Below are 13,487 nucleotides of genomic sequence, written 5' to 3' on the forward strand. Positions count from 1 at the left end.
GGAATGTTTAAATTCCAATCAATTGTTTTAATCGGGCATAGCCTGATTTACTGATATTGAGCTTTTCGCCTGATGTCAGTGCAGCAATATACGAATCCTTTTCATAAGGTTCCAATTTGGCCAACTGATCCACTTTAATGATAAAAGATCGGTGTATACGGACAAATTGATTCGGATCCAAAGATTTTTCAAAAAATGCCATTGTTTTATTTTTCAGGTACATGCCATCTTTGGTATGAATTTTAACATAGTCGTCATAAGACTCCAGGTATTTGACGGTATCAATCGGAATAATCTTGATCTGGGTGCCTGTTTTGACAACAATACGGTCGATTTTTGTTTCGTCCTGCGCTGTAAGCACTTCGTAGTTGGGTTGAACTTTTTTCTCAGGTGCGGAGTAGCTTGCTCTGAATTTTTCTAAAGCTTTTTTGAAACGTGTTGGTGATACTGGTTTTAATAGGTAATCCAAGGCGTTCTTTTCGAAAGCTTTCAAGGCGTATTCGTCAAAAGCGGTCGTAAAGATGACCGCCGGAGGGTCGTCAACGAGTTCAAGCATTTCAAATCCGGTCAATTTGGGCATTTGTACGTCCAGAAAAATTAAATCCGGTTCGTGCGTATGGATAGCCTTAACAGCTTCAAAGCCATCACCACATTCCGCCACAATGGATATATCGGCTTCATTTTTTAGGTAACCCGCAATAATGGAGCGTGCAAGGGGTTCATCATCGATAATTACGACTTTAATCATATTGAGGTATTTTTAGGGTGCTAATAAATATGTTGTCCTGAATTTGAGTTTCCAGTAGATCATTTCTTCCATAAAGGAGATATAATCTGCGTTGAATACTCGATAGTCCAAATCCAGTGCCTTTTTTTGGTTTTGACTGTTCTTCGGTATCGAATGGGTTGGTAATCTGGATCAGCAGTTGGCCATCATTCGAATGGCATTTTATTTTAATTTCTACTTGATCCGTTACATTATATAACCCGTGTTTAATCGCATTCTCCACCAGTGGCTGAATAATCATGGCAGGCAATCTATTGTTAAAAATTTCTTCTGAAGAAGAGATGGATGTATTGAGTCGATGACCGAAGCGTACTTTTTCAATATCGAGATAAAGTTGAAGGTGATCGAGTTCTTCTTCAAGTGTGATAATTTGATTATTTTCTTTTCTTAGTGTTCCTCTTAAAAAGTCCGATAGCTGGAACGTCATGTTTCGGGCTTCATCCGGATTGGCGCCAATAAGTGCTATAATGGAGTTGAGGCTATTGAAGAGGAAATGAGGCTGTAACTGTTGTCTTAGATTATACAGTTCGGCTTCCCGAAGTAAATTTTCGGATTCCTGCTTCCGTTTGATATTGTTGATATTGTCTTCCTGAATATTCCAGACAATGTTGATAATGGCAACAGAAGTCAAAATGAGGAAGTTAACGATGCCCCGATAAGGTAATGTTAAGTCCAGCAATGGGGTAAAGGTCGATTGGATAAAGTAACTCATCAAGAATCGGCTTAATGCGATGCTTATTGCGCCCATGATTAAACCGATGATGAGTACTTTCCAAATCTCCCGGGGTTGTGGGGTGTAGAAATTGAGTGCTGATGACATGCCATAGCAGCAAAACATCATCACCATACTGTTTATAAATGAATCCTTGAATGCAAGTTGCTGATCAAATCCAGAACGAAGCATCAATAGGTATTGTAATGCAAGATATCCGATAAATACGGATACACAGATAATGCCAATTAGTCGACTTTTAACACTGAGGAACAGCTTGCTTTTCATCTATTAAGCATTTTTTATGGTTAAATTACCTAAAATACAGGTGCCTGTTATATAGATTTTTTTATCTGTATCGGGGTTATAAATCGTTTGGAACCGACGGTCATCGACAGAGCCTAAGACCGAGGCGACGTTACTAAATACTGTCCAATGTGGGGGGATAATTATACGTGCGCTGCCAAACAATTGGAACGTATCGATCACAATTGGCTGCTGAATATCTGCTTTTGTTAAATCTAGCTCTACGCTTCCAAATACATTGGTCAAATTGCCCCCTCTAAAGTTTTTGGAATAAATGACTTTCTTTTGGCCCGCAAAGATGCTGTTCAGATTGAGGTTGTCCTCAAATGACTGGTGAAAGGAACCTTTCTCTTTGTCGCCAAAAGCCTGCTGATTAGGCGAGGCTTGTTGGCTTGAACCGTATTGTTCATTAAATGGTCTTGATTCCTGATCCGTAATGTTGCTCTCAGTTGCGCCCTCTACAGGTACACTGACTCGCTTATCCCAGTCGTAAGAGCCTTGTGGCGGATTAGGGTAAGTTGGGGGAACCATCGGCGGTTTCCTTTTGCTCATGATAAAGTAGATCCCGAGCGAAATGATGATGATAGGGACCGTTACAGAACCAAAGTCTGTACGCATCATTCTTGAAATAAGGCTCGCTCCGCCTATGATCAATAGGATAATTGCCGATTTTTTCTGAAATTGGGAATTTATGCCAATGACCAATCCAATAATGATTAATATCGTTTGCCAGCCAAATAACCAATCCGGAAACCAGCTTCCTAAATTGAGGTTATTCAATAATAAGAATATACCTACGATGATCACAATCGCTCCTACAATATTGCGGCTATTATTGCTGTTTGGTATGATGGGTTCTTTTTCCATAATGTTTTTACTATTTATGACTCAAAGATAGAGGCACAAATATATTCTACATATTTGCTTTAGGTAATACAACTTATATTTTCGGTAAATGTAATGATTTCGTCGGTAAAAAATCTTGTTGTTTAATTTTTATCTAGCCTATGTTAGGAAGGGGAACTGCCATTTTTATGCGTAATTGTCTTTTTTTTTAATATTATTTGGTGTATTAAAATGAATTATTATATATTTATCAAAGATTAAGATTACTTTAAACTTAAATAACAACCAATGGGAGATTTTGAAAACAAAGAACGTGAAGAAGTTTTTTCAAAAAAGGTGAGAGCAGGTAAGCGTACTTATTTTTTTGATGTAAAAGCAACTCGATCGAACGATTACTACATTACTATCACAGAAAGCAAGAAACGCTTTGAGGATGGCCAGTTTATTAAGCATAAGATTTTCTTATATAAAGAAGATTTTGAAAAGTTCGCTGAGGGTTTGACAGATGTAGTTAATTACATCAAGTCTAATCAGGAAGTAATCGAGAAACGTTATGAGCCTAACTTTGATGATGCATACGCTGAAGAAGCGGGTGTTCGGTCAAAAGATGATTTTTCGTTCTAGTAATTGTAGAGCGAAATCTGAATGAAAGAAAGAAATAAAAGCCACTGACGTGGCTTTTTTTGTTGTTTTTTATATCCGATGTTGCACTTGGCGACCAAAGTGATGGTTACAATGGTATATTTCGCAGGAAATCATTTAGCACGGCATTGAATTTTTCGGGTTCCTCGAGATTCGGCAAGTGCCCGGATTCTTCAAACTCCATATAGCGGACGTCGGGTATATTTTCGATAAGGATATTTGTTTGTTCTTCGCTCATCATCTTGTCGTGTTTCCCTTTTATAATCAGTGTTGGGATAATAATGGTCTTCAACGAATGGGTTGTATCTGTTCGTGAAGCAAGAGCAAGTTGTGTCGCACAAATGCTGGCGACTTCATTTCTGCGAATACAGCTTTTGATGAGTTCAACAGCCTCGGGGTTTTCACGGATTGTTTTATCGTGAAATACATTCGCGATAAAGCCAATGGCAAACGGTCTTCTGCCATATTTTAATAGCGCCTGAATGGAATCAAAACGCTTTTGTTTGCTTTTGTTGTCGTCGGAAAGGGAATTCGTGTCACAGAGGATAAGTCCTTTGAGTTGTTGGCCGATCAGTTCATAGGTCCTGAGTGCAATGTAGCCGCCCATAGAAATTCCACAAAGGACGACATGATTGAGGTCGAGTTTACGAATAAATTCCACTAGATCTTTGGCAAAAACATCGACGGAGAAAAAACCATGTCCATTGGTGCTTAGTCCATGTCCGCGAACATCAATGGCGATGCCTGTATAATCTTCGTCGAGTTGCAGGAGCTGCTGTTTCCACGTGTTTTTGTTGAAGGGAAAACCATGGATGAAAATGACTGTTTTTGGAGCGGGGTATAATTTGCTGGGGCGAATATAATAGGAGATACTGATATCTCCGATGCGAATTTTACTGAGTTTTAATTCTCTTTTGCTCATGAATGCTAACATTTGTCCGTGTCTGAAAAAAAAAAGTTGATATTTTAAATATAATATTATCAACGAGATAAAAGAAATGTTGTTGTATAAAGTTTAAAAAAGAGAAAAAATGTTTGTTAAATCGATAAATATAACGATATTTGCATCACCAAAACGGAAAAGGATAACAGATTTGTTTTGGTTGCCTAGCGCTCCTAGCTCAATTGGATAGAGCATCTGACTACGAATCAGAAGGTTAGGGGTTCGACTCCCTTGGTGCGCACGAATACAGGTTCTGTATCTTAAAAAGGCATTCCTAGCTCAATTGGATAGAGCATCTGACTACGAATCAGAAGGTTAGGGGTTCGACTCCCTTGGAGTGCACAAAGAAAAGCCAGTCAATTTGATTGGCTTTTTTGTTTTTAGTAACGTTGTTGCAAAGCTGTCGATGGTAAAGGGAACTTCTTTTTGAAAAAAAATTTGTAAAAAAACGAATTCTGACTATATTTGCGTCACCAAAACACATGGGACAGAGTTCTAAACGTAATGGTTTATTGCGCTCCTAGCTCAATTGGATAGAGCATCTGACTACGGATCAGAAGGTTAGGGGTTCGACTCCCTTGGAGCGCACAACTGAAAAGCCTAGTCATCATCTGTGATTAGGCTTTTATTTTTTAACTCGTTTTAATTTCTTAAATAAAACTATGCTAAACCTTGTAATATTTGGCCCTCCGGGTGCAGGTAAGGGAACCCAATCTGCAAAGCTTATTGAAAAATATCAATTGGTTCATGTTTCAACTGGTGATATTTTTAGAGCACACATTAAAGGTCAAACGCCACTTGGTCAACAAGTGAGCCAGATTATTGCTGAGGGAAATTTAGTGCCAGATTCGATTACGATAGCAATGCTGGAAGAGGAAGTAAAGAAAAATCCGGATGCAAAAGGATTTATTTTTGATGGATTTCCTCGTACTGTTGCTCAAGCTGAAGCATTGGATGCTTTTTTAGAAGGTATCAATACATCAATCTCGGTCGTAATCGCACTGGATGTGAATGAGGATGAATTAAAAGCACGCATCGCTAAACGTAAGGAAATTTCTGGTCGTGCGGATGATGATGCGGATAAATTGGTGAAGCGTATCGATGAATATTTCACAAAGACGATTCATGTGTTGCCGTATTACGAGGCACAAGGCAAGCTTTCTAAAGTGAATGGTATCGGCGATATCGATTCTATCTTTAAAAGTTTGACTGATATCATCGATAATTATTAATTAAGATAAGTATTTTCTAGACTGTAATAAATTGTAATGGCGCAAGGTTCGAATTTTGTTGATTATGTGAAAGTGTGTTGTCGTTCTGGACATGGTGGGGCAGGTTCGGCTCATTTGCACCGTGACAAGCACACCGCTACTGGTGGACCCGATGGTGGTGACGGCGGTCGTGGCGGACATATTATACTGAAAGGAACGACTAATCTCTGGACGTTACTCCATTTAAAATATCGTAAACATATTATCGCGTCAAACGGTGAGTCTGGCGGTAGTTCTTTGCGTACCGGGGCAACCGGACGTGATGAGATCTTGGAAGTGCCACTGGGTACGATTGCAAAGGATGCGGAGACGGGAGAGGTATTGTTCGATATCACAGAAGACGGTGAAACCAGAATATTGGTTCCGGGTGGAAAAGGCGGGCTGGGCAATTGGCATTTTAAGTCGCCGACACAACAGACACCACGGTTTTCGCAACCTGGTCTTCCGGGGAAAGAGCAGTGGATGATTCTCGAATTGAAGGTTCTTGCTGATGTTGGATTGGTTGGATTCCCGAATGCAGGTAAATCAACGTTGTTGTCCGTGGTCTCTGCTGCGAAACCAGAAATCGCGAATTACCCCTTTACAACACTGGTGCCTAATTTGGGTATGGTAAGCTACCGGGATAACCGTTCTTTTGTTATGGCCGATATTCCGGGTATTATCGAAGGGGCTTCGGAAGGAAAGGGATTAGGGTATCGTTTCTTGCGGCATATCGAACGAAATTCTGTTTTGTTGTTTATGGTGCCGGCCGATACAGATCGGACAATCCGGGAGGAGTACGCCATTCTATTGAATGAACTGACTGCATATAATCCCGAGTTGGCAGATAAACCTAAATTGCTGGCTATTACCAAGTCTGATATGCTCGATGAGGAGCTGGAGAAGGAAATGGAGCTGGAGCTGCCGGAAAATGTACCCTATATTTTCATTTCGTCGGTGACCGGTAAAAATATATTGCCATTGAAAGATATGATCTGGAAAGCAATCAACTCTTAAGTTTAAATACATAAACAGAAAAGGCGCCCCACACCGTGGGGCGCCTTTTCTGTTTATGTTAATTACGAATTTCTATCCTTAAACTTTCATTGCCCCCAGTTTTAGTGGTAACGGCAACTGGCTGATTTAAGAAACGCATTACAACTGACTCATTCAGCCACCAACTTATCCCTAATCCCAATTTTCAATCAGTTTTTAGTCAGTATTTATTCACTGTTTATTCAGTCTTCACTGAGCAAGCACTGAACAAGCACTGAACGAACACTGAACAAGCACTGTTAAAAAGACGAATTTGATTCCTCCGTATTTCTAATTTTCTGCAACTAAAAATTAAAAGAAAAAAGCTGCGATTACGAAGCAAAAAGATCGCTGTTCTGTAGTAATAGGTCATTTTAACGGGAAGATGAACTAGCGCACAGCATTGTGCTCCAAAAAATGTATGTTTTTTAAGTTTTTTTATTAATTTCAACCTATTATTTAATCCCTGATGGACGACTGTTTTTCAGTTCCATCGCCAAACTAAATCTAAATGAAAACAGAAGACGAAAAGTATTGTGTAGAGTGCGGTAAGTTAATCAATATCAAGGCGGAGGTGTGCCCATTTTGTGGTGTGAGACAGCCTATTTTTTATGCTAACCAACCTTTTCAACAGCAAAACAACACCTTTCAGGATGACAGGTGGTTACCAGCACTGTTATTTTGTTTTTTTCTCGGCCCTTTTGGAGCGCATCGATTCTACTTGGGGCAAATTGGTACTGCTGTTATTCAGCTGCTTACCTTGGGGGGATGTGGTATCTGGTATCTAATCGATTTGATTATGATTATTGTCGGAAAATATAAAGATGCCAACGGTAATTATATCAAGAGTCCAATTAACAATAATTAATGATTTCGCTCGTCCTGAAATACCTTAAATGTCATTGGATATATTCGTTGGTGCTAGGGTATTTCGGGATTGCCATTGGCTTGTATCTTTTTACAGATATCCATATCCTTATTCCCTGTCTTTGGAAGAGTATCAGTGGTTCTGATTGTCCCGGTTGTGGGTTAACAAGAGCCTTTATCGCCTTGCTGCGGATGGAATGGCAAGAAGCTTGGTTAGAAAACCCGCTGATTTATATGCTTGTCCCATTATTGACTGTGCTGATTTTGAGGGACTTTATTCGGTTTCGGGAAGTCCAATCAATGGAAGGATAAAAAAATAAAAAATGTTTTCACTTTATAAGTGATATGTCGTAACTTTGTCTCCCGTGAAAATTAAAGTAGAGTCTTTACTGGTAGGTGCCTTAGGAAACGGTTTGTCAATCGTAATGATGCATTGTTAATTGATATTTAGCCCATTTGAGGGCTTTTTTTATATCCAGTCAAGAAGGCTTTAAAATTCATAAAAGTAAGGATACACATTTTTATAATATTACATCGATAATGACCAACTACAGCAAATTGCCTGCAATTTTAGTTTTAGAAGATGGTACAGTTTATCACGGTAAAGCCGCTGGTAAAATTGGTACGACTACTGGGGAGATCTGTTTTAATACAGGAACAACCGGTTATCAAGAGATTTTTACAGATCCATCTTATTTTGGACAAATCATGGTAACGACCAATGCGCATATTGGTAACTATGGTATTGATGAGGATGATACCGAATCAAATCAAATTCAGATTGCTGGATTAGTTTGTAAAAACTATAACATCAACTACAGCCGCAAAATGGCTGATGAATCGATCCAAAGCTACTTTGAGGAAGGAAATTTAGTTGGTATTTCTGATGTGGATACCCGTTCATTAGTGCGACATATTCGTGATAAGGGGGCGATGAATGCGATTATTTCTTCAGAAACATTGGATGTTGAAGAATTAAAACGTCAATTGGCGGAGGTTCCTTCAATGGATGGTCTTGAATTGTCTTCGAAAGTAACGACAGCTGAGCCTTATTTCTTCGGTAATGAAAATGCTTCGTTGCGTGTTGCAGTTTTGGATTTGGGAATCAAGAAAAATATCTTGCGCAATTTTGAGGCTCGTGATGTATATACAAAGGTTTTTCCTGCGAAGACAACATTTGAAGAAATGGAGCAGTGGAATCCGGATGGTTATTTCATTTCCAATGGTCCTGGCGATCCAGCACCGATGGATTATGCTATCGAGACTGTAAAAGCTATTTTAAACGCAAATAAACCGATGTTTGGTATTTGCTTAGGTCACCAGATTTTAGCATTGGCAAATGGCATCCGCACAAGCAAGTTGCATAATGGACACCGTGGTATCAACCACCCCGTGAAGAACATTATCGCCAACCGTTGTGAAATTACGTCGCAGAACCACGGTTTTGGAGTTGTGGCTGAAGATATCCAAAATTCTGAGAACGTCGAAATTACACACGTCAATTTGAACGATCAGTCTATTGAAGGTATCCGTATTAAAGGACAGAAAGCATTTTCGGTGCAATATCATCCAGAATCATCACCGGGTCCACATGACTCGCGCTACTTGTTTGATGATTTTGTAGCAATGATCAAAAACTAAATTGCACAATATTCTATAAAAAACCCTTCAGATTTTGAAGGGTTTTTTATTGTTTTTAGTTGAACAGTTATGCCGATGGAGCATATTTTATTTCATAATAAATAGGGGAATAAATACATTTTTTATTATATTTGATTGTGAAAAATGTCTGTAGATAAGAGTGTGTCTTATCTACACTAAGTAATGAAAATAAATTATAGTCTAATAAAGAGATGAGTTTAATTATCGATGTTCATGCGCGTCAAATTTTGGATTCGCGCGGTAACCCTACAATTGAGGTAGATGTTACTACACAAAATGGTTTTGTTGGTCGTGCAGCTGTTCCTTCAGGTGCTTCAACTGGTATTCACGAAGCAGTAGAATTACGTGATGGTGACAAGTCAAAATATCTAGGAAAAGGTGTTTTGAAAGCTGTTGAGAATGTAAACACTAAAATTGCAAAAGCGCTAGAAGGTGTAGATGTTTTCGAGCAAAATGCCATCGATAAAATCATGATTGATTTAGACGGTAGCGAAAATAAAGGAAACTTAGGCGCAAATGCTATTTTAGGAGTTTCTTTAGCTGTAGCGAAAGCTGCTGCACAAGAGTCACGTCAACCATTATACCGTTATATCGGTGGTGTAAATGCGAACACGTTACCTATTCCTATGATGAATATCATCAATGGTGGTTCACACTCTGATGCACCTATCGCATTTCAGGAATTTATGATCATGCCAGTGGGTGCGCCTTCATTCTCTGAGGCTTTGCGTTGGGGTACTGAGGTTTTCCATACGTTGAAAAAAATCTTACATGACAGAGGTCTTTCAACTGCAGTAGGTGATGAAGGTGGTTTCGCGCCAACTTTTGAAGGTACTGAGGATGCTATCGAAACAGTTTTGAAAGCGATTGAAATTGCCGGTTACAAACCTGGTCAAGATGTTTGTTTAGCGTTGGATTGTGCTTCTTCTGAGTTCTACAAAGATGGTAAATACGATTATACTAAATTTGAAGGTGATAAAGGAGCTGTGCGTTCTAGCGAAGAGCAAGCAAGCTATTTGGCTGAATTAACAGCTAAATACCCTATTATTTCTATAGAAGATGGTATGGCTGAAGATGATTGGGCTGGTTGGAAAACATTGACTGACAAAATCGGTGACCATGTTCAATTAGTAGGTGATGATCTTTTTGTTACCAATACAAAACGTCTTCAACAAGGAATCGATACTCATACAGCAAACTCAATTTTAGTGAAAGTAAACCAAATTGGTTCATTGACTGAAACAATCAATGCGGTTACTTTAGCTCAAAATTCTGGTTACACTTCTGTGATGTCACACCGTTCGGGCGAGACTGAAGATGCGACTATCGCTGACTTAGCTGTAGCACTGAACTGCGGTCAGATTAAAACTGGTTCTGCTTCACGTTCTGATCGTATGGCTAAATACAACCAATTGTTACGTATTGAGGAGGAATTGGGTGGTAATGCACGTTTCATCGGTAAAAACTTTAAATACGCTAAAAAATAAGCGAAAGCTTATTTTTTATATAAAAAGCCGAAGTATTTTCTACTTCGGCTTTTTTTGTGGGCAAAATATGCTGAATGATTTTTTCTATAGTTGGCTTTAGCACCGGAACTGATATCCTGTCTTAGAATAATGTATTTCCTGTGTTTTTGTTGGGATAGGTTAAATCCAAGTCGAATGTTGTATTCAGTTTTTTGATAAAATGTGTTGCCAGTAATGGCGATTCTATCTCAATATTCTGGTGGATAAAGAAATACAGTTTTTGCAACCCGTTTTCGCGCCATAGTTTCAGCACATCGATCCATTGATCTAGGCGATCGTAATCTGACGCGTGGTTGGCACCTACATACCGTATAAAAGCAGTCGGTGTGGTTAAGCGCATATGAAGCATGTCTCTACGGCCTGCGGTATCGACCAGTACGTTGGTCACGTTGGTTTCCTCCAGCAGCGCATAGAGTTCTTTTGTTACTTCGGGTTTGGAAAACCAATCTTTATTTCGTACCTCTAAGGCTAGAGGGACTTCTTTTGGCCAGTCATGAAGAAATAGTTTTAGACGGGCCATATCCTTTGGACTATAATTGTCGTGCATCTGTAAAAAGGCCATTCCCAGTTTCTCATCGAAATGAACAATGGAATCTGTAAACAACTTCACTTTATCACCCGTATTTAATAATCTGCTAAAATGGCTGATGGATTGTGGGATTTTTGGGAAGAACTTGAAGTTGGAAGGTGTTTTCTTTTTCCAGGTTTCTACCTGGTCTATGCCGGGCGAATTGTAGAATGTGGCATTGAGTTCAATGCTGTTAAATTGCGTGGAGTAATAAGCAAGTTCGTCTTTTGTACCTCTGGGGTAAAAGCCTTTTAAATCTTGTTTATTCCATTTTGCACAGCCTACAAATACCTCAAAAGGTTGACCGTTTTTGAAATGCTGTAATAGGGTTAAGGTTTCCGGTGGAGTAGGAGGAAGGGTAAAATCGATTTCCTCCGGATGTTCAACTTGGCCGAATTTCATATTAGTTTTTTCTTAATTTATAATCAAATAATAGATGAGCCAACAGTGCCAATACCGTATAACATGTGCCTACGACAATAACACCGGGCCATTGGAAGTGTTGCCATGCTTGTGCAGCAAAAAAAGTGCCTGTTGATCCGCCAATAAAATAACTGACCATGTATACGGTGTTTAGTCGGTTGTTGGCCCCGAGGTTCAGCGCATAGAAATCGCTTTGATTTAGGATGTGCATCGACTGTAGACCAAGATCAATGAGAATAACACCAAGAATGAGACCCCAATAGGTATAGCCAAAGAGGGTAAATAATAACCAGCTGAATAACATCAATAAGATCGCATATAAGATGATTTTTGCTTTGCCTATATAAATGGTTAGTTTATTGACAAAAGCAGCGGCAAGCGCACCACAGGCACCTACGAGACCAAAGGCTCCTGCAGTTGCGGGGCCATCAAAAAAAGGTGGGGCCGAAAGATGGAAAACAAGCGTTGTAAAAAATGCGGAAAAAGCCCCAAATCCCATAGCTCCACGAAATGCAGCCAACTGTAATACAGGTTGTTTTCTGGCAAAGTTCCAGACTGATCGCATCAATTCCTGGTAAGAACCTTTAAAATTTGGCAGTACCTCCGGTAGCTTGATCGCTATGGCGATGGCTGTAATGACCATAATTGCTGAGGCTATCCAGTACATTTCGCGCCATCCGAAGTAGGAGCCGACAAACCCGCTTACAACCCTAGATAGTAATATACCAATCAGCAGGCCCGACATGACCATTCCGATCGCTGAAGCCTGCTTTTCTTTGCTCGCAAGCTCGGCGGCCATGGGCACAAAAACCTGCGGAATAACGGAGGTGAAACCTATCATAAAGCTGAATAGCAAGATCGATAGGATAGAAGTGGACATGGCCATACCGACTAAAGAAAAAATAATGAAAAAGAAATCGATCAAGATCATTTTTTTTCGCTTAAACATATCCCCTAAGGGGACGATCAGTAACAGGCCAAAGGCATATCCGATCTGCGTTAACATGGCCGAATTACTGACCATGGCCTCGTCAATATGTAGGTCTTTGGCAATCAGGTCCAATAGTGGTTGATTGTAATAATTATTGGCGACAACCAAGCCTGTGGCGATGGTCATCAGCCACAAGGTTGCTTTGGATATTTCGTTTTCGGAATCTATTGTTTGCGACATGAGCGACTAATGTAATTCATCCCAGAGATCCTGAAATTTTTGTTTCAATGCTGCAACTTCCTGTTCCAATTGTCCAATTCGTTCGAGTGAGGTCTGGTCGTTCGAGGAGCTGCCTGCAGGAACGCTATTTTCATACGCTTCCAGGTTGATATCTCCTAATAAATGAATATAGCGGACTTCTTTATGCCCCATTTGTTTAGGCAGGGACTTCAAGTAGCCTTCTTGTGCCAATTTTTCCAATTGTTCATTGATTTCGCCCAATGATTCAAATTCATAAAGTCTTCCAGAGTTTGAATTAATTTCCCCGGCGGTCATTGGACCTCTGAGTAGTAATAAACAGACAATGGTTAATTCGGAAGGAACCAGTGGAAATTGTATGGCAAAATTGTGTTTATACTTTGTTACGCGAGATCCTCCGCCAACAACTGTTGAGATTAAGCCCTTTTTCTTTAATATATCCAATGTAGCGATAATATCTTCTTCTGTATATTGTACAACCGGTTTGCGGGAAGTCTTTTGATTACAAGCAGCTTGTAAGCTGTTGATTGTCATTGGATAATATTCTGGGGTTACTTTTGATTTTTCGATTAGTGAGCCTAGTACACGTTGTTCCATGGCAGACAATTGGGGCAAATGAGTTGTTTCCATTTATCTTGAAGAATATAAATTTATGATTGAATACAAGTATGCTGTTATGCAATGTAACATTGGCTTGCAGTTTGTTCCTTCTCAAAGATGCCCTTTTTCTC

General features: G+C 39.6%; 14 protein-coding genes and 3 tRNA genes. 10 read left to right on the forward strand and 7 right to left on the reverse strand.

Annotated elements, in window-relative coordinates; translation table 11 throughout:
• Nucleotides 1–7: 7 nt before the first annotated feature.
• The 3 genes from BGP15_RS01980 to BGP15_RS01990 are packed head-to-tail and all read right to left on the reverse strand — an operon-like array spanning nucleotide 8 to nucleotide 2,672.
• Nucleotides 8–748, reverse strand: a complete 741-nt coding sequence (locus BGP15_RS01980; protein WP_070567819.1) for a LytR/AlgR family response regulator transcription factor — start codon at nucleotides 746–748, stop codon at nucleotides 8–10.
• The gene (locus BGP15_RS01985) at nucleotides 741–1,787 is read right to left on the reverse strand and encodes a sensor histidine kinase (RefSeq protein ID WP_070567817.1); all 1,047 of its coding nucleotides are present in this window, start codon (nucleotides 1,785–1,787) and stop codon (nucleotides 741–743) included. The genes BGP15_RS01980 and BGP15_RS01985 overlap by 8 nt, the downstream gene beginning before the upstream one ends.
• Before the next feature lie 3 nt (nucleotides 1,788–1,790).
• Nucleotides 1,791–2,672 carry a LiaF transmembrane domain-containing protein gene (locus BGP15_RS01990; RefSeq protein WP_083296035.1) on the reverse strand — a complete coding sequence of 294 codons (882 nt, stop codon included), beginning with the start codon at nucleotides 2,670–2,672 and terminating at the stop codon, nucleotides 1,791–1,793.
• 267 nt (nucleotides 2,673–2,939) lie between these two features.
• Here BGP15_RS01990 and BGP15_RS01995 point away from each other — a divergent pair, with 267 nt between their 5' ends.
• Entirely contained in the window at nucleotides 2,940–3,275 is a 336-nt protein-coding gene (locus BGP15_RS01995; RefSeq protein WP_070567815.1) for a DUF3276 family protein, read from the forward strand.
• A 106-nt stretch (nucleotides 3,276–3,381) separates the two neighbouring features.
• On the opposite strand, the gene BGP15_RS02000 is transcribed toward BGP15_RS01995, so the two are convergent.
• Nucleotides 3,382–4,215: an alpha/beta fold hydrolase gene (locus BGP15_RS02000; RefSeq protein WP_070567813.1), complete on the reverse strand. Its 834-nt coding sequence runs from the start codon at nucleotides 4,213–4,215 to the stop codon at nucleotides 3,382–3,384.
• Between the two features lie 188 nt (nucleotides 4,216–4,403).
• On the opposite strand from BGP15_RS02000, the gene BGP15_RS02005 reads away from it, so the two are divergent.
• From BGP15_RS02005 to eno, 9 genes are all read left to right on the forward strand, one after another.
• Nucleotides 4,404–4,477 (forward strand) — tRNA-Arg (locus BGP15_RS02005).
• 27 nt (nucleotides 4,478–4,504) lie between these two features.
• A tRNA-Arg gene (locus BGP15_RS02010) sits at nucleotides 4,505–4,578 on the forward strand.
• Nucleotides 4,579–4,750: 172 nt separating this feature from the next.
• Nucleotides 4,751–4,824: transfer RNA gene (locus BGP15_RS02015), tRNA-Arg, on the forward strand.
• Between the two features lie 74 nt (nucleotides 4,825–4,898).
• Nucleotides 4,899–5,468, forward strand: a complete 570-nt coding sequence (locus BGP15_RS02020; RefSeq protein ID WP_046675448.1) for an adenylate kinase — start codon at nucleotides 4,899–4,901, stop codon at nucleotides 5,466–5,468.
• A gap of 36 nt (nucleotides 5,469–5,504) precedes the next feature.
• Nucleotides 5,505–6,503, forward strand: coding sequence for a GTPase ObgE (gene obgE, locus BGP15_RS02025; protein WP_204991046.1), 999 nt, complete (start codon nucleotides 5,505–5,507; stop codon nucleotides 6,501–6,503).
• A gap of 529 nt (nucleotides 6,504–7,032) precedes the next feature.
• Nucleotides 7,033–7,389 carry a TM2 domain-containing protein gene (locus BGP15_RS02030; RefSeq protein ID WP_046675450.1) on the forward strand — a complete coding sequence of 119 codons (357 nt, stop codon included), beginning with the start codon at nucleotides 7,033–7,035 and terminating at the stop codon, nucleotides 7,387–7,389.
• The gene (locus BGP15_RS02035; RefSeq protein WP_115050671.1) at nucleotides 7,389–7,700 is read left to right on the forward strand and encodes a DUF2752 domain-containing protein; all 312 of its coding nucleotides are present in this window, start codon (nucleotides 7,389–7,391) and stop codon (nucleotides 7,698–7,700) included. Before BGP15_RS02030 ends, BGP15_RS02035 begins: the two co-directional genes overlap by 1 nt.
• Nucleotides 7,701–7,928: 228 nt before the next feature.
• Entirely contained in the window at nucleotides 7,929–9,029 is a 1,101-nt protein-coding gene (gene carA / locus BGP15_RS02040; RefSeq protein ID WP_286768572.1) for a glutamine-hydrolyzing carbamoyl-phosphate synthase small subunit, read from the forward strand.
• A gap of 212 nt (nucleotides 9,030–9,241) precedes the next feature.
• Nucleotides 9,242–10,537: a phosphopyruvate hydratase gene (eno, locus tag BGP15_RS02045; protein WP_046675452.1), complete on the forward strand. Its 1,296-nt coding sequence runs from the start codon at nucleotides 9,242–9,244 to the stop codon at nucleotides 10,535–10,537.
• A gap of 121 nt (nucleotides 10,538–10,658) precedes the next feature.
• Here eno and BGP15_RS02050 read toward each other — a convergent pair whose 3' ends face one another.
• Genes BGP15_RS02050 through BGP15_RS02060 form a run of 3 tightly spaced genes read right to left on the reverse strand, consistent with a single transcriptional unit; the run spans nucleotide 10,659 to nucleotide 13,386 of the window.
• Nucleotides 10,659–11,546, reverse strand: coding sequence for a DUF72 domain-containing protein (locus BGP15_RS02050; protein ID WP_286767145.1), 888 nt, complete (start codon nucleotides 11,544–11,546; stop codon nucleotides 10,659–10,661).
• A 1-nt stretch (nucleotide 11,547) separates the two neighbouring features.
• Entirely contained in the window at nucleotides 11,548–12,738 is a 1,191-nt protein-coding gene (locus BGP15_RS02055) for an MFS transporter (protein WP_286768573.1), read from the reverse strand.
• A 6-nt stretch (nucleotides 12,739–12,744) separates the two neighbouring features.
• Nucleotides 12,745–13,386, reverse strand: a complete 642-nt coding sequence (locus tag BGP15_RS02060; protein WP_286768574.1) for a YceH family protein — start codon at nucleotides 13,384–13,386, stop codon at nucleotides 12,745–12,747.
• Nucleotides 13,387–13,487 lie beyond the last annotated feature (101 nt).

Source organism: Sphingobacterium sp. 40-24 (assembly GCF_001899705.1).
In the GTDB taxonomy this organism is placed as follows: Bacteria; Bacteroidota; Bacteroidia; order Sphingobacteriales; family Sphingobacteriaceae; genus Sphingobacterium; species Sphingobacterium multivorum.

Bases quoted from the DNA above. Each gene is read 5' to 3' on its own strand.
- BGP15_RS02030 (WP_046675450.1), top strand. From the start codon at position 7,033: ATGAAAACAGAAGACGAAAAGTATTGTGTAGAGTGCGGTAAGTTAATC.
- obgE (WP_204991046.1), top strand. From the start codon at position 5,505: ATGGCGCAAGGTTCGAATTTTGTTGATTATGTGAAAGTGTGTTGTCGT.
- BGP15_RS01995 (WP_070567815.1), top strand. From the start codon at position 2,940: ATGGGAGATTTTGAAAACAAAGAACGTGAAGAAGTTTTTTCAAAAAAG.
- BGP15_RS02050 (WP_286767145.1), bottom strand. From the start codon at position 11,546: ATGAAATTCGGCCAAGTTGAACATCCGGAGGAAATCGATTTTACCCTT.
- BGP15_RS01990 (WP_083296035.1), bottom strand. From the start codon at position 2,672: ATGGAAAAAGAACCCATCATACCAAACAGCAATAATAGCCGCAATATT.
- BGP15_RS02020 (WP_046675448.1), top strand. From the start codon at position 4,899: ATGCTAAACCTTGTAATATTTGGCCCTCCGGGTGCAGGTAAGGGAACC.
- BGP15_RS02055 (WP_286768573.1), bottom strand. From the start codon at position 12,738: ATGTCGCAAACAATAGATTCCGAAAACGAAATATCCAAAGCAACCTTG.
- BGP15_RS01985 (WP_070567817.1), bottom strand. From the start codon at position 1,787: ATGAAAAGCAAGCTGTTCCTCAGTGTTAAAAGTCGACTAATTGGCATT.
- BGP15_RS01980 (WP_070567819.1), bottom strand. From the start codon at position 748: ATGATTAAAGTCGTAATTATCGATGATGAACCCCTTGCACGCTCCATT.
- BGP15_RS02060 (WP_286768574.1), bottom strand. From the start codon at position 13,386: ATGGAAACAACTCATTTGCCCCAATTGTCTGCCATGGAACAACGTGTA.
- carA (WP_286768572.1), top strand. From the start codon at position 7,929: ATGACCAACTACAGCAAATTGCCTGCAATTTTAGTTTTAGAAGATGGT.
- BGP15_RS02000 (WP_070567813.1), bottom strand. From the start codon at position 4,215: ATGAGCAAAAGAGAATTAAAACTCAGTAAAATTCGCATCGGAGATATC.
- eno (WP_046675452.1), top strand. From the start codon at position 9,242: ATGAGTTTAATTATCGATGTTCATGCGCGTCAAATTTTGGATTCGCGC.
- BGP15_RS02035 (WP_115050671.1), top strand. From the start codon at position 7,389: ATGATTTCGCTCGTCCTGAAATACCTTAAATGTCATTGGATATATTCG.